Below are 15334 nucleotides of genomic sequence, written 5' to 3'. Positions count from 1 at the left end.
GGAAGAGAACCCTATGCAAAAAATGCGGCTGATACCACCCGAGGACTGTGTTGAGGAAATAACCCGGCGGCTGGCCATTATTGACGCGCACCCGCAGTTGAATGCCATTCTCGGGGTGAACCCGGTGGCCCTGGCTGAGGCGGCAGCGAGCCAGAAACTGCGGCGTCGCGGCCAGCTTACCGGGCCTCTGCACGGCGTGCCGGTGATCGTGAAAGATAACATTGCCTGCGCCGGGCTGCCCCTGACGCTGGGTTGCGCCTCGCTGGCTCAGCTGCGGGCGACCACCGATGCCCTGGTGGTCCGTCGCCTGCGCGAAGCCGGGGCGATTATTCTGGCCCGGGCGAATATGTCTGAGTTTGCCTTTGACGTCCGCTCCCGCAGCTCGCTGGGGGGCGACGTGCGCCACCCGCGGTTTCCGGCCATTACCGCAGGCGGCTCCAGCGGAGGCAGCGCTGCGGCGGTGGCGGCCGGGATGGCGGAAGGGGCGCTGGGCACCGATACGGGCGGATCGATCCGTATTCCCTGTAGCTATACCGGGCTGGTGGGGTTAAGGCCGCGGGTGCGCAGGGCGCAGATGCAGGGCATTGCCCCCCTCTCCCTGAGTAAAGATACGGTGGGGCCGATGGTGCACAACGTGCAGGACGCGGCCCTGCTGCATGCGATCATCCATGGTCAGACGTCGGGGGCCGTTACACCGTTGTCGCTGAAAGGCGTGCGCTTGGGAGTGATCCGTGCTCTGGAGGGAGAGGACCCTGAACAACTGGCCGTCTGGTATGACGCCATCGCAACCCTGAGACGGCACGGCGCCACCGTCGTCAACGTTGCCCTGCCAATCCTGCCTGAAGTGGCCCGAGCCACATGCCTGAGCCTGTATGAGTTTCGCGTGGCGTTTGACGCCTGGTTACAGCAGCATCCGGGCGCACCCGCGGATCTGAACGCGATTATCGCCTCGGGGCAGTTTTTGCCGGAATTCATGCCGCTTCTGACGCAGATGATCGCCAGCGAAAGGTTAAAAACGCCCCAGTGGCTGGCCGGACGGCAGCTGCGGCGTCGGCTGCGCCAGACCCTGGGCCTGCTGGCGGAGCAGGGGCGACTCGACGGTTTTCTCTATCCGACGGTAGGCCGGGTCCCGGTAAGCCTTGAGAAAATGCCGCCCGGCTGTGCGCCTGAGCTGGCGGCCATCAGCGGATTCGCCGCTATCACGCTTCCCTGCGGCACAACACGAACCGGCTTTCCCGTGGGACTGGAAATTCTTTCCCCCGCCGGGGAGGAATCAGCGCTGCTGGCGCTGGCCGCCGCCTGCGAAACCGCGTTTACTGTGCCGTAAAGGGTAGCCGTCTGCGCACGCGCGAGGCGGGTTGCACCGCGGCTTTAGCCATCGCCTCACCGATTTCGGCGCACACCACCAGTCCCTGCACAAAGGGGCGATCGTGCATCAGGTACGGCAGAGCGCCGAAGGCAATTTTTCCGCGCAGGTAGTCAGGGGCGAGCAGGGTGTAATCGTCGCCCACCTCGGGGATATCTTCTCCGGCAGACTCCAGCTGGTGGCGCAGGACCGGGAACGGCAGGTCTTTCGTTTTGAGCGGTTGCTGCCCGCGCGCATCGATAAACACATCGAAGTACCAGGCTTTACCCTGGGCATGGATCACCGTCCGGTCCTCTTTTAAGGCCAGTTCATAATCGGGACCCAGGGTAAGGATGCTGATAATACCGGCTTCGCGCAGGGCCAGCAGTCGGCGGATCGACTGGGACGGGATTGCCGCATAGTTGTCGATGAAAATACGTGCCAGACCCGACTTAAAGCGCTCTCTATCCTGTTCAGTCAGGTGGGGCACTATTTTTTCAACAGCCTCGTGCAACCGCAGGATCGTATAGCGCCACGGCACCGTGCGTTTGTCGCGCTTGTTGCGTTCCACTTCATCAAGATTTGAGACCGCCCAGCGGAACGGGCCGTGTTTTTCTCTGTCGGCAAACCAGGCCTCACGAATACTATCGGCCGTGAGGGAGTGCAATGCCACCGCCTCGCTCCACTGCGGGTCAGCGTTCTGCAATTCGGCCACGATAAGATCAAAGATGCGGTCGAGCAGACCCTCCGAACCCTGTGCGATAGCAGCGTCTATCGCCGTTTCCGTGGCGATGGTTAATGGCTCATAGGGGATTGGGCAGTAAAAGTCGGCTTCAGGCAGGATACCCGAGCGGGACATCAGCACGATTTTCAACGCCTCGCTGCCTTCATCCAGCTGGTAATGGATCTGTTCATTATCGGTCTCAATGAATTTGCCATGCTGGACGGCGACAGCCATTGCCGCGTCCAGGCCACTCAGCGAGGTGCCCATAATCCCCACGTTGCAGGCGCGAATGTCGGCCTCCATCAGCCCGGACCAGGGGCTGGGGAAGTAGGAACGCGACGTGGTGTCCTCATCAGGCCAGACGTGCCCGGTGGCGATAACGGCCAGATCGAACAGCTTCGGTGCGGCGTCATCGTCAGTCAAAATATTAACCCCGTCAGGGGTGGCTTCCACATCGGTAACCTGACAGGACTCGCGCACCTCAACGTCAAAGCCCGCTTTTTTCGCCTGCTCCACAAGAAGCAAAAACTGATCGCGAAAATACTCCCCCAGCAGAATGCGCGGCAGGAACTGGCGCACGTGCAGGGTCGATTTCTCCACGCCGTAGCGCGCCAGATGCGCATCGTCCTGGCTGCGCAGCCAGTCAATGTAAGTGGAAAAAATAGGCGGGATTTCAATGCTGGCAATATTGGCCAGCATCAGTCTTGAATTGTCTTCGTCGCTGTAGGGCATGCCGACGCCCGCTTTTTCAGTCTGCTCATAAACGGTGATGCAAAGCGGCGTCCGTTGGTTAAGTAGCGAGAAAAACGTATAAATGCCGGTCGGCCCTGCGCCGATAATTGCGATCCTTTTCATCAGTGCTTACCCTTTTTTGCCTGCCTGCAGCGTTGCCTCAGGCACACATATTATTAATCCATGAAAAATAAGTGTGGATGAAAACGCAAAATGAGCAAACCGGCAGCACAGGGATACCTCTAAATCATTAGTTTTATGAATATGTATCTAAGGTGGTATTCACGTACTCAATTGTTTTAGTTGAATAAAGCAAAAATAACGCATCTGGCGAGCAGCACTTTTTCTCTATTGATTCATATCAATTACCAAATTGGGGTTATAGGGAAGAATGCACCTCTTTTTTTGAGAGGGAACAACATGTCAGAACGCAAAGAAAAAAGGGACGCGCTTTTTCCCGAAATCACGCGCCGAGGACTGCTCAAGGCCAGTTCCGCTCTGGTGACGCTGCCCTTTGTGATGTCCGGCAAGTCTTTTGCCGCCAAATCCGAAGCCGCTACGACGGCAGAGGCCGTTGGCTCCACTGAGCGTGTTGTCCAGACCTGCAGCACCTTTGACTGCGGCGGTAAATGCGATATTCGCGCCCACGTCGCTGACGGTGTGGTCACGCAGATTACGACGCGCCCGGATAGCGCGCTCGATCCCGAGATGCCCGTCATGCGCGCCTGCGTGCGCGGCCGCAGTTACCGCAAATTTGTCTATCACCCGGATCGTCTGAAATATCCGATGAAGCGCGTGGGCAAGCGGGGCGAGGGGAAGTTTGAGCGCATCTCCTGGGACGAAGCCACTACGCTTATCGCCGACAATCTGCAACGCATTACCGCCAAATATGGCCCAGAGAGCCGCTTTGTGCACAACAATACCGCGACCAGCGGGGGCACCTTCTCTGGCGATAAAATGATGCGTCGTCTGCTCAATCTCACCGGCGGTTATCTGGAGTATTACCACTCGGTGAGTATGGGCAACACGGCCGCCGCCACGCCTTATACCTATGGCACGGTCGCCAGCGGTAACTCGCTGGATACCCTGGCGGACACGAAGCTGGTGATCCTGTGGGGGCACAACCCGACGGAAACCATTTTCGGGCATACCAATCACTATTTTCAGCAGATGAAGCAGAACGGCACGCGCTTTATCGTCGTCGATCCGCGCTACTCCGATACCGTGGCATCGCTCGCCGATGAGTGGATCCCGCTGCTGCCCGCCACCGATAACGCGCTGATGGACGCGATGATGTACGTCATCGTCAGCGAAAATCTGCATGATAAAGCCTTTATCGATCGCTATACCCTGGGCTTTGACGAGACGTCTATGCCGGAAGGCGTGCCTGCCAACGAGTCGCTGGTGGCCTATCTGATGGGCAAAAAAGACGGTCAGGTTAAAACCCCTGAATGGGCTGAAAAGATTACCCGTGTCCCGGCACAAACCATTCGCCAGCTGGCGCGCGATTATGCCAACACCAAACCGGCAGCGTTAATTCAGGGCTGGGGGCCGCAGCGACATAACTGTGGTGAACGTACCGCCCGTGGCTCGACGCTGCTGGCAACCCTCACCGGTAATGTCGGGATCAAAGGCGGCTGGGCGGCAGGCTACGGCGGCTGCGGCAACCGTAAGTTCGCGGCAGGCCCGGAGATGCCAGATAACCCGGTCAAAGAGAGCATCTCGATCATGAACTGGGTGCAGGCCGCCGACGATGCCAACAAAGTGACGCCAGAGGCGGGGCTGAAAGGGGCAGATAAGCTCAAAAGCAATATCCGCATCCTCTTCTCGCTGGCAGGCAACTACCTGGCGAACCAGAACCCGGATCTGCATCAGGCGGTGAAGGTGCTGGAGGACGAGTCGAAAATCGAGTTTATCGTCGTTAGCGATCTCTATATGACGCCAAGCGCCCGCTATGCGGATCTGTTATTGCCGGAAACCAGCTTTATGGAACGCTGGAACATCGGGGAAACCTGGGGGACGGCAAGCTACCTGATCCTGTCAGAAAAACTGATTGAGCCAGAGTTTGAACGCCGCTCTGACTATGACTGGCAGCGTGAAGTTGCCGCTAAACTGGGAATGGAGCCGCAGTTCAGCGAAGGCCGTACCGAGCAGCAGTGGATTGAACATATCTGGGAGCAGACCCGCCTCTCCATGCCAGATGAGCATCTGCCGACGTTCGCTGAGCTGCGGGAAAAACGCCAGCATCTCTTTAAGAGCAAGCCGCATGTGGCCTTTGAAGACAACATCCGCGATCCGCAGAATCATCCCTTCCCGACGCCATCCGGGAAAATTGAGATCTTCTCGAAGCGTCTGTACGACATGAATAACCCGGAAATACCGGCGCTGTCGCATTATGTTCCGGCCCATGAAGGCCCGGAGGATAGGCTGGCGAAGCAGTTCCCGCTCCAGCTGATCACCTGGAAAGGGAAAAACCGCGCCAACTCCACGCAGTATGCCAACCCCTGGCTGCAGGAAGTGCAGATCCAGAAGCTGTGGATCAACCCGGCGGATGCCCAACAGCGGGGGATCCGTCAGGGGGATACCGTGCGTATTCACAACCAGCGCGGCGTCTGCCAGGTCCCGGCGGAAGTCACCATGCGCATCATGCCTGGGGTGGTCGCCATGCAGGCCGGCGCCTGGTGGCAACCGGATGCCGAAGGCGTCGACCACGGCGGATGTGCCAACGTGCTGAGCTCTGCACGTATTACTCCGCTTGCGAAAGGCAATTCTCATCAAACCATGCTTGTGGAGGTCGCAAAGTATGAGTCAGCAGTATAAGGAATACCCACCGGTCAGTGATAAGCAGCTTGGCTTTTTCATTGACTCGTCACGCTGCTCCGGGTGTAAAGCCTGCCAGGTGGCCTGCAAAGATAAACATAACCTTGAGCCAGGACGCCGTTTTCGCCGCGTCTATGAGGTGAAAGGCGGGGGCTTTATCCCGACCGGGCAGGGCGGATTTGCCAATAACGTGTACGCCTACACTCTGTCGATCTCCTGCAACCACTGCGCCGATCCGATTTGCACCAAAAACTGCCCGACCACGGCGATGCATAAGCGCCCGGGCGATGGCATTGTCCGCGTTGATACCAACAAATGCGTTGGCTGCGGGTACTGCGCCTGGTCCTGCCCTTACGGTGCGCCGCAGATGAATGAAGAGACCGGGCAGATGTCAAAATGCGATTTCTGCGTGGATTTGCAGGCCAAAGGCGAGCAACCCATCTGCGTCGCTACCTGTCCACTGGGGGCGATTAAGTTCGGGCCAATTGAGGAGCTGCGCGCGAAGTACGGCAATCTCTGCGACGTGCAGGGCCTGCCGGCGTCATCCATTACGCAGCCTAACCTGGTGATTAAGCCGCATCAGGGCGCAGAAAAAGAGGAAAACCCGCATGCATGAGTTACCGCTCCTGATCTTTACCCTGCTGGTGCAAGGCTCGGTTGGCATGGCCGTCTTTCTGACCTTATCCGCCCGCGCGGCGTCGCGCATACCGGAGGTTAAACACCAGCTGTTGCCTGGCATGTTGCTAGCCTGCGTGGTCGGGGGGCTGGGGCTGATGGTCTCCACCCTGCACCTTGGCTATCCGCTGAATGCGTTCAATGCCCTGCGCCACGTCGCCAGCTCCTGGCTGAGCCGTGAAATTGTATTTGCCAGCGTCTATCTGGCGGCATTGGGGCTATGTACGTTGGTTATGATGGTCAAAAAACAGCTAATTCCGCTGTTGCTCCCCCTGGCCGCCGTGCTGGGACTGATTGATGTCTGGTGCATGAGTGCAATCTATGCCCATACGTCGGTTATTACCTGGAGCCATTTCAATACCTGGCTGATGTTTTACGGTGCCGTTGGTGTGCTGGGCGCGGTGGCGGTGGCATGGCTGCCGATACTGAAAGCACGCTCCATGGCCCGGGATCGACAGGCCGTGATGCGCTTCGCCGCGGTAGTGGTGGTGTCGATTGTGGCGATCCGTCTACTGGCGCAGCCGGACTATATGGCTTATCTGGCGAGCGCCAGCCTGAGCGGCATTGTCACCTTACCGCATCAGCCGTTGGAGAGCTTCACCCAGTTAAGCGGTCTGCGGCTGTTTAGCTGGACCTTATCCGTACTCGGCGCGCTGCTGTTTGCCGTTGGCGCATGGCGTCAGGGCAAGTCCGGGATGGTCTTTGGCAGTCTGCTGCTGGTGCTGTCTGAAGTGTTGTTCCGCTTTATCTTCTTCAGCATTAACTGATGGCGCTATTTCGCCTGTCACACCCCCCTGCGCCGCCCGGCGTGGGGGAACCCTGTTTACGCAACCGGCTTCCTCGCCACGACTGCCAGGCATGCGTGGCGGCATGTCCGGTGCAAGCCATTACTGCAACGGCCAGCACGCCGTCCATTGACGAGGGGGAGTGCCTGCAATGCGGCCGCTGCCTGTTCGCCTGTCCGACAGATGCGCTGCAAAACATTCGCCCTGAAACCCGCCGCTTTACCGGAACAACCCTGGTTGCGCCATTTTCCACGCTGGAGCCGTCTGTTGATGAGTTACTGATGTGGCATCAGGAGCACGGGATCCGGGCGGTGGAAATGGAGATGGAGAGGTTTCCCGGCTGGGTGCGCGCCGTTGCGGCATTGAATATCCAACTCCGGGAGTTAAATGCCCCCGTCTGGCAAATCCTCCCCCCGCAGCAAAAAGCGATCAACGCGGCGCGCCGACACTTTATCAAAGCCAATGAGGTGGACGTAGAGTCTGCCACTGCGCGTACCGGGCGACGGGCACGTCGTCAGGCTTTTTCCACACTTAGCGAGTATCACCTGGCACTGGACAGGGCGTTGTGTACGGCCTGTGGTGCCTGCGCCAGGATCTGTGGGGAGAACGCGTTGAGCCTGAGGGACGGGGCGCTGATGTTTTCATCTTCATCCTGCACCGGCTGTAACAGCTGCGCCGTGGTATGCCCTGTGGATGCTATTCGTATCGTCCGGCAGTTGGGTGAAAACAGGGTGTTACGCTTTGAATGGCTACGAAAATCCTGCCGTTGCTGTCAGCGTGAATTTTATACCTTTACCCCGGAAACGGAACAGTGTGCGGTATGTCAGCGGCATAAGTACGGTATGCGGGAAGCATAAAAAATCGATTAACAGGGACGTTTATAAGGAAGAGAAAGGTATTGCTGAGAACTTACTGAAATGGTGCGTCCGAGTGGACTCGAACCACCGACCCCCACCATGTCAAGGTGGTGCTCTAACCAACTGAGCTACGGACGCACTGTAGAGAATGGTGCGTTCAATTGGACTCGAACCAACGACCCCCACCATGTCAAGGTGGTGCTCTAACCAACTGAGCTATGAACGCATTGTTGTGTGTGACAACGGGGACGAATATTAGCGGCAGTGCGGGCATCAGGCAAGAGGAAAACTGCAAATTTCTTCACGATTTCACGCGATTGCTTCATTCCCGCGCAAAATGCGGAGAAAGTAGCCGCCCGCAGGCGGCTACTGTGCAATTAGCGTGCAGCGCGTTGCAAAATCACGCTCGATGGCTGGCGTTGCAGGAAACGCATGCGCAGCATCATCATGATTGCAGCTGAGGTTAAGCCGATAATAAAGCCCATCCAGAAGCCGGCAGGACCCATCCGATCCACCACCAGGTCGGTGAGGGCGAGAATATAACCGCTCGGCAGCCCCAGCACCCAGTAAGCGATAAAGGTGATAAAGAAGATCGAGCGAGTATCTTTATAGCCACGCAGTACCCCGCTGCCGATGACCTGGATGGAATCAGAGATCTGATACACCGCCGCCAGCAGCATCAGCTGGGAGGCGAGGAGCACCACTTCCGGGTTGTCGTTATAGAGCAGGGCGATCTGTTCGCGTAACGCGACCGTGAACAGCGCGGTGCAGACTGCCATGCACACCCCGACGCCAATTCCGGTGCGGGCCGCGGTTTGCGCATCCAGGGTCGATCCCTGACCAAGGCGATACCCCACGCGAATGGTTACGGAGGCTGCGAGCGACAGTGGCAGAACGAACATCAGCGAACTGAAGTTAAGGGCGATCTGGTGGCCAGCCACATCCACGATTCCCAGCGGAGAAACCAGCAGCGCAACCACCGCGAACAGCGTCACTTCGAAGAACAACGCCAGCGCGATAGGCAGGCCCAGTTGCACCAGACGTTTAACCACCGCCATGTCCGGCTTGCTGAAGCCAGCTTCATAGCGAATATCGCGCATTGACCGGGCACGTTTCACGTACGACAACATGCTCAGGAACATCACCCAGTAAACCGCCGCTGTCGCTACGCCGCAGCCAACACCGCCCAGCTCAGGCATGCCGAAATGACCATAAATAAAGACATAGTTCACCGGAATATTCACTAACAGCCCGATGAATCCCATTACCATGCCCGGTTTGGTCTTTGCCAGACCTTCGCACTGGTTACGCGCCACCTGGAAGAATAAATAACCTGGCGTCCCCCAGAGCAGGGCGCGCAAATAACCGACGGCTTTATCGGCCAGGGCCGGATCAATATTGCGCATGGCGTGAATAATATAGCCCGCGTTCCACAGGACGATCATGATCAGCACTGAGACAAAACCGGCCAGCCAGAAGCCCTGGCGGATCTGGTGGGCGATACGCTCCCGGCGCCCGGAGCCATTGAGCTGCGCAATAGTCGGGGTCAGGGCCAGCAGCAGGCCGTGACCGAATAAAATTGCCGGCAACCAGATAGAGGTGCCAATGGCTACCGCGGCCATATCGGTGGCGCTGTAGCCGCCCGCCATGACGGTATCGACGAATCCCATTGCGGTTTGGGCAATTTGCGCGAGTATTACCGGGATCGCCAGAGCTAATAACTGACGCGCTTCAATGAAGTACTTCTGCACGTAAACACCTTTGATATTGTTGTTATTTGAGATAAAAAAAGCCGCTGCGAAAAACAGCAAGAAGAAATGCGGGGAATTCCAGCTATTGTAGCGGGGATGCGCCAATTATCTAGTGAAAAAATCGCCAGAAAAGGTGGGGTACTGGCAACCTCTATTTTCAACTGTTATTGTGGTGCGATAAAACGGTGTCATCACCGAAGGAACAAACAGGAGTCGTAAGCATGTTTACTGGTATTGTGCAGGGCACCGCGAAACTGGTGTCCATTGATGAAAAACCCAACTTCCGAACCCATGTTGTGGCCCTGCCGGATGAGATGCTTGATGGGCTGGAGACGGGAGCATCGGTTGCACACAACGGTTGTTGCCTGACGGTCACCGAAATTAACGGAAACCTGATCAGTTTCGACTTAATGAAAGAAACGCTGCGCATCACCAATCTGGGCGAGCTGGCTGAGGGTGATATTGTTAACGTTGAGCGCGCGGCGAAATTCAGCGATGAAATCGGCGGCCATTTAATGTCGGGCCATATTATGACCACGGCAGAAATCGCCAAAATCCTGACCTCGGAAAATAACCGCCAGATCTGGTTTAAAGTTCAGGATCCGTCCTTAATGAAATACATCCTCTATAAAGGATTTATTGGCGTGGACGGCATTAGCCTGACGGTGGGTGAAGTGACACCAACCCGTTTCTGCGTACACCTGATCCCGGAGACGCTGCAGCGTACCACCCTCGGGAATAAAAAGCTGGGCCATCGGGTTAATATTGAAATCGATCCGCAAACCCAGGCGGTAGTCGATACCGTTGAACGTGTGCTGGCGGCCAAAGAGGCCGCAGCCATCCAACAGACGCTCAACGACGCGTAATAAAAAACACCCCGGCTTGCCGGGGTGTTTTGTTTAGCGAGCCACCCGCAGGCCGTGCTCCACGCCGCGGCTGAATACCACCTGCCACAGATGAATATCACGGGCGCGAAACGCCCCGGCACAGGCATTCAGGTAATAGCTGAACATCCGTTTAAATCGTTCGGAATAGTTGTCTGCGATCTCCGGCCAGGCGGCGAGGAAACGTTCATGCCATGCCATCAACGTCGTATCGTAGTCAGCGCCAAAATTATGCCAGTCCTCCATCACAAAATGGGGTTCACTGGCATTTGCAATCTGGCGGACGGAAGGTAAACAGCCATTCGGAAAGATGTATTTATCGATCCACGGGTCGACGCGATGATCGGTTTTCTGTGAACCTATGGTGTGCAACAGAAACAGACCATCCGGCTTCAGGTTATGGTCCACGACTTCGAAATAGGTGCGGTAGTTCTTTGGTCCGACATGTTCGAACATCCCCACGGAGACGATACGATCAAACTGATCGCGCAGGTCGCGGTAATCCTGCAGCAGGATGGTGACATCCAGACCGGCACAGCGCGCCTGCGCCAGACGTTGCTGCTCCGCTGAAATGGTCACGCCCACCACGCTGACACCGTAATGTTTAGCCATAAACTCTGCCAGACCACCCCAACCGCAGCCGATATCCAGCACCCGCATGCCGGGTGTAAGCTGCAATTTTTCGCAGATAAGACGGAGTTTATCCTGCTGCGCCTGTTCAAGGGTGGTCGCCTCTTTCCAGTAACCGCAGGAGTATTGCATGGTGGGGTCGAGCATCCGGCTGAACAGGTCATTACCCAGATCGTAATGCTCTTTACCGACGATCCAGGCGCGCTTTTTACTTTGCAGGTTGAACAGGCGGGCAGTGGCGATCCGAAGCGTATCCTTCAGGTGGCTGGGCAGTTGCGTTTCCAGGCCAGCGCGTAAGACGTTATGGAAAAAAATATCCAGCCGCTCGCACTCCCACCAGCCGTCCATGTAGCTCTCGCCAAGACCCAGCGAGCCTTGCTTCAGGACGCGTTTAAAAAAATCCGGGTGTTTAACCTGTAGATCGGAGGATGCCGGGCCGTTGATGGTGATACCTGCGCGGCTCAGCAATTCATTGACTATACGGAACCAGTCATCGTTCCGTATGCTGACTTCTTCTATACACGATGAACTCATAGCTTCTCCATCACCTGATGTAATCAGAATCCATAAACAGCGTAGATGCTCTTTATGGAGAGTGATAAATCTCACGGGAACCGTGAGGCTAATATCCGACGTAGAACAGAGGAAGGGAGGGGACCCTTGCCGAAAGGCCATCCATGGAAAAACGGGAGCACTCCGGCTCCCGTTAATACATAATATTTTAGTATTTATCAGAACGCTTCAGTCAGTATAGGACTGATATCGCACTGATTCAACAGGGTATCGTTAGCAAGCTAACGGCTTATTTTGTTATACCCGGGTCGATTCAGCTTGCAGACTATTATCCTGCTGATCAGCACGCACATACTGCATCCGATAGCCAAGCGCCGCCAGCACCACGGTTGCCACCATCACGCTGGTGGTGGTCAGCAGTGGGGTGGCAATCAGCCACGACACCAGCAGACTCGCCAGGAAGCAGAGGCCGAGCTGTAACGTGTTTTGCAGGGCAGCGGCACTGCCCGTCGCCTGTGGGAAAGGACGCAGTGCCTGCGCCACCACAATGGGGTAGATTGCACCGTTCGCCACCGCCATCAGGCAGAAGGGGATCAGCAGCTCTGCCAGGCTCGCGCCCGGAATAAACCCAACCGCCCAGGTGCCGATTACGCTAAGGGCAAACAGACCCAGCAGCCACGGCAGCATCTGATGCCCCTGCCATTTTTGCAGCGCGGCGCGACAGCCATAGCCACCAATCAGGAACGCAATAGTCTGCGGCACATAGCTCAGGCCAATCACCGCCGGGCTGTAGCCCATGTCGCTAAGAATAAACGGCGAGCCGGTCAGCCAGGCGAAGAAGCTCGCTGAGCAGGCGGCGTAAATCAGCACGTTCCCGCGGTAGGTGCGCGAACGTAACAGCGATAAAAAGGTTACGCGTTCTTTGGGTTGCTCATTTTTGACCGTCGCTGGCTTCAGGCTTAAGGCCGGGATCATCAGTACCAAAGTGATCACAAACAGCACGGCGAAAATTGCCTGCCAGCTAAAGTGGGAGAGGATCCAGCTACCGAGCAGCGGTGCCAGGGCCGGAGAAAGCCCGACCAGCGGCATGATGGTGGCGAAGATACGGTTGGTGCGCGACGCCGGGTAATAATCGGTGACCAGTGCCTGCCAGGTGACCGCTGCAGCGCAGACGCCTACCGCCTGGATAAAGCGCAGCACCAGCAGCCAGGTCGCATCGCGAACCCACAGCATGCCGAGGCAGCCGAGGGCGAAAATGGCTAAGCCCGCCAGAAGTACCGGCTTACGTCCGAAGCGGTCGGACATCGGTCCCCACAGCAACTGGGCAAAGGCAAACCCGGCCAGAAACAGGCTCAGGCTGGCGCTGATCGCAGCCGCAGGGGTTTGCAGATCCGCCTGCATAATCGAGAAGGCAGGCAGATACATATCGGTGGCGAGAAAGCCCAGCACGCTTAAGCCGCCGAGCCAGACTAAAAATCCTTTCCCGGGTTTCACTGTTTTATTTTCCTTATGGGCGCAGGTTGTCATTGCCGCAAAGTGTAGGGAGTGCAAACAGGCTTGTGAAACGCTAATATTTGGCGGTTGCGTTCAAAAATTTTGCAGGCAGAAAATGTGGTCAGAATATTCTCTTGAAGTGGTGGATGCGGTCTCGCGTAACGGCAGTTTCAGTGGTGCTGCGCAGGAGTTGCATCGCGTACCTTCAGCCATCAGCTATACCGTGCGTCAACTGGAGGAGTGGCTGGCAGTGCCGCTGTTTGAGCGTCGCCATCGCGATGTGGTTCTCACCCCGGCCGGGCTGTGGTTTCTGAAAGAGGGGCGGTCTGTTATCAAAAAAATGCAGATCACCCGCGAACAGTGTCAGCAGATCGCCAATGGCTGGCGGGGGCATATCTCTATTGCGGTGGACAACATTGTTCGTCCCGAGCGCACCCGCCAGATGATTGTCGATTTTTACCGCCACTTTTCTGACGTTGAGCTGCGGGTTTCTCAGGAGGTCTTCAACGGCGTCTGGGATGCGCTGGCAGACGGCAGGGTTGAGATGGCGATAGGTGCCACGCAGGCGATCCCGGTAGGTGGCCGCTATGCGTTCCGCGATATGGGAATGCTGAGCTGGTGCTGCGTGGTGGCCAGCCATCATCCTCTGGCTGCTCTGGACGGGCCGATCAGCGACGATATTCTGCGCAACTGGCCGTCGCTGGTACGAGAAGATACCTCCCGCTCACTGCCGAAACGGATCACCTGGCTGCTTGATAACCAGCGGCGAATTGTCGCGCCGGACTGGGAATCGTCCGCCACCTGCCTCTCGGCAGGATTGTGCGTGGGCATGGTGCCGGTTCATTTTGCCCGCCCGCAAATAGCCAGCGGGAAATGGGTAGAGCTGGCGCTGGAGAATCCCTTCCCGGATGCGGCGTGCTGCCTGACCTGGCAACAAAACGATATGTCACCGGCCCTGGAATGGCTGCTGGATTATCTGGGAGACAGTGAAACGATGAACAGGGAGTGGCTGCGGGAGCCAGAGGTGCTGGCTCCCGGAGAAGATTAACGGCGATAGTCGCGGAACGGACCATCCGCAACGGAACGGCGTTCAATCAGGCGCGGATGCACTTCAATTGACTGGGACTCTTCGCGCTTGTTGACGATACGGTCCAGCAGCATGTTGAAGGCGGTCTCCCCCAGCGAATCTTTTGGCTGGTGGATGGTGGTCAACGCCGGGGTAAAGAAGCGCGCGTTGCGCACGTTATCATACCCGATCAGCGAAACGTCCTGCGGGACGCGCAGGCCCATCTCATCGGCGGCACAGAGCGCACCCATGGCCATAATATCCCCGCCACAGAAGATGGCAGTAGGGCGCGGGCTTTGGGAGAGGATCTGCTGCATTGCGCGGTAGCCGGACTCCGGTTCAAAGTCGCCCTGCACGATCCAGCTCTCTGGCACGGTAATCAACGCTTCTTCCATGGCTTTCATAAAGCCCGCCAGACGGCCGGCACCGGTGTTGCGCTCCAGCGCGCCCGGGATCACGCCGATTTCGCGGTGACCGCGTTCGATGAGGTAACGACCGGCCATGTAGCCGCCTTCAAAGGCGTTATCGATCACCGAGTCGGTGAAGTCGGCCTTCGCTTCGCCCCAGTCCATCACCACCATAGGAATATTGCGATACTCTTCCAGCATAGACAGCAGCGATTCTGGGTATTCGGAACACATCACCAGCAGACCATCGACGCGCTTTTGCGCCATCATCGACAGATAAGCCCGCTGTTTTTCGAGGCTGTTCCAGGCGTTGCCGAGGATCAGGGTGTAGCCTTTCTGGAAGCAGTTCTTCTCTACCGCTTCAATGATTTCTGCGAAATAGGGCGCTTCGCTGCTGGTCGCCAGCAGGCCGATCGATTTAGTGTGATTGACCTTCAGACTGCGGGCCACGGCGCTGGGTGAGTAATGCAGCTCTTTAATGGCCGCCCAGACATTATTTCGGGTCTCTTCCGCGACAAAGCGGGTTTTGTTAATAACATGTGATACGGTTGTAGTGGAAACGTTTGCGCGTTTCGCCACGTCTTTAATTGTTGCCATCAGATGTCACTCCAGACCATATCTAAGCTCCTGAAAAACCGGTAGGTAAACGTT

Annotated in this window: 12 protein-coding genes and 2 tRNA genes; 7 read left to right on the top strand and 7 right to left on the bottom strand. The window is 57.1% G+C overall.

What is annotated here, in order from left to right; genetic code table 11:
- The first annotated feature begins 13 nt into the window (after positions 1 to 13).
- Complete coding sequence (locus tag ACF8PE_RS01475; protein WP_392494346.1) at positions 14 to 1327, top strand: amidase; 1314 nt, start codon at positions 14 to 16, stop codon at positions 1325 to 1327.
- Here ACF8PE_RS01475 and ACF8PE_RS01470 read toward each other — a convergent pair.
- Entirely contained in the window at positions 1314 to 2924 is a 1611-nt protein-coding gene (locus tag ACF8PE_RS01470; protein ID WP_392494344.1) for an FAD-NAD(P)-binding protein, read from the bottom strand. The genes ACF8PE_RS01475 and ACF8PE_RS01470 overlap by 14 nt on opposite strands.
- A gap of 297 nt (positions 2925 to 3221) precedes the next feature.
- Here ACF8PE_RS01470 and ACF8PE_RS01465 point away from each other — a divergent pair, with 297 nt between their 5' ends.
- The 4 genes from ACF8PE_RS01465 to ACF8PE_RS01450 are packed head-to-tail and all read left to right on the top strand — an operon-like array spanning position 3222 to position 7938.
- Positions 3222 to 5621, top strand: coding sequence for a DMSO/selenate family reductase complex A subunit (locus ACF8PE_RS01465; RefSeq protein ID WP_392494342.1), 2400 nt, complete (start codon positions 3222 to 3224; stop codon positions 5619 to 5621).
- Entirely contained in the window at positions 5605 to 6237 is a 633-nt protein-coding gene (locus tag ACF8PE_RS01460) for a DMSO/selenate family reductase complex B subunit (protein WP_059308121.1), read from the top strand. Before ACF8PE_RS01465 ends, ACF8PE_RS01460 begins: the two co-directional genes overlap by 17 nt.
- Positions 6230 to 7063 (top strand): DmsC/YnfH family molybdoenzyme membrane anchor subunit, encoded by an 834-nt coding sequence (locus ACF8PE_RS01455; RefSeq protein WP_150870646.1) that lies wholly within the window; start codon positions 6230 to 6232, stop codon positions 7061 to 7063. The genes ACF8PE_RS01460 and ACF8PE_RS01455 overlap by 8 nt, the downstream gene beginning before the upstream one ends.
- The gene (locus tag ACF8PE_RS01450) at positions 7063 to 7938 is read left to right on the top strand and encodes a 4Fe-4S binding protein (protein WP_392494340.1); all 876 of its coding nucleotides are present in this window, start codon (positions 7063 to 7065) and stop codon (positions 7936 to 7938) included. The genes ACF8PE_RS01455 and ACF8PE_RS01450 overlap by 1 nt, the downstream gene beginning before the upstream one ends.
- Positions 7939 to 7999: 61 nt before the next feature.
- Here ACF8PE_RS01450 and ACF8PE_RS01445 read toward each other — a convergent pair.
- The 3 genes from ACF8PE_RS01445 to mdtK form a co-directional block, all read right to left on the bottom strand.
- Positions 8000 to 8076 (bottom strand) — tRNA-Val (locus ACF8PE_RS01445).
- Positions 8077 to 8087: 11 nt separating this feature from the next.
- Positions 8088 to 8164 (bottom strand) — tRNA-Val (locus tag ACF8PE_RS01440).
- 151 nt (positions 8165 to 8315) lie between these two features.
- Positions 8316 to 9689 (bottom strand): MdtK family multidrug efflux MATE transporter, encoded by a 1374-nt coding sequence (mdtK, locus tag ACF8PE_RS01435; protein ID WP_032617830.1) that lies wholly within the window; start codon positions 9687 to 9689, stop codon positions 8316 to 8318.
- A 221-nt stretch (positions 9690 to 9910) separates the two neighbouring features.
- On the opposite strand from mdtK, the gene ACF8PE_RS01430 reads away from it, so the two are divergent.
- Positions 9911 to 10555 carry a riboflavin synthase gene (locus tag ACF8PE_RS01430; RefSeq protein WP_032617799.1) on the top strand — a complete coding sequence of 215 codons (645 nt, stop codon included), beginning with the start codon at positions 9911 to 9913 and terminating at the stop codon, positions 10553 to 10555.
- Between the two features lie 33 nt (positions 10556 to 10588).
- Here the strand turns inward: ACF8PE_RS01430 and cfa are convergent, their stop codons facing one another.
- Together cfa and punC are read right to left on the bottom strand one after the other, a co-directional pair.
- The gene (gene cfa, locus ACF8PE_RS01425) at positions 10589 to 11737 is read right to left on the bottom strand and encodes a cyclopropane fatty acyl phospholipid synthase (RefSeq protein ID WP_148569051.1); all 1149 of its coding nucleotides are present in this window, start codon (positions 11735 to 11737) and stop codon (positions 10589 to 10591) included.
- Between the two features lie 276 nt (positions 11738 to 12013).
- Complete coding sequence (gene punC / locus ACF8PE_RS01420; RefSeq protein ID WP_148569052.1) at positions 12014 to 13210, bottom strand: purine nucleoside transporter PunC; 1197 nt, start codon at positions 13208 to 13210, stop codon at positions 12014 to 12016.
- A gap of 115 nt (positions 13211 to 13325) precedes the next feature.
- Between punC and punR the strand changes: the two genes are divergently transcribed.
- Positions 13326 to 14258 (top strand): DNA-binding transcriptional activator PunR, encoded by a 933-nt coding sequence (gene punR / locus ACF8PE_RS01415; protein WP_032617803.1) that lies wholly within the window; start codon positions 13326 to 13328, stop codon positions 14256 to 14258.
- On the opposite strand, the gene purR is transcribed toward punR, so the two are convergent.
- Positions 14255 to 15280, bottom strand: a complete 1026-nt coding sequence (purR, locus tag ACF8PE_RS01410) for an HTH-type transcriptional repressor PurR (RefSeq protein ID WP_032617804.1) — start codon at positions 15278 to 15280, stop codon at positions 14255 to 14257. The genes punR and purR overlap by 4 nt on opposite strands.
- Positions 15281 to 15334 lie beyond the last annotated feature (54 nt).

The organism is Leclercia sp. GLN_9, assembly GCF_043105735.1.
Classification (GTDB): domain Bacteria; phylum Pseudomonadota; class Gammaproteobacteria; order Enterobacterales; family Enterobacteriaceae; genus Enterobacter; species Enterobacter adecarboxylatus.
Note: the sequence above shows the minus strand (reverse complement) of the source record. Positions and strands in the feature narration are given on the sequence as shown.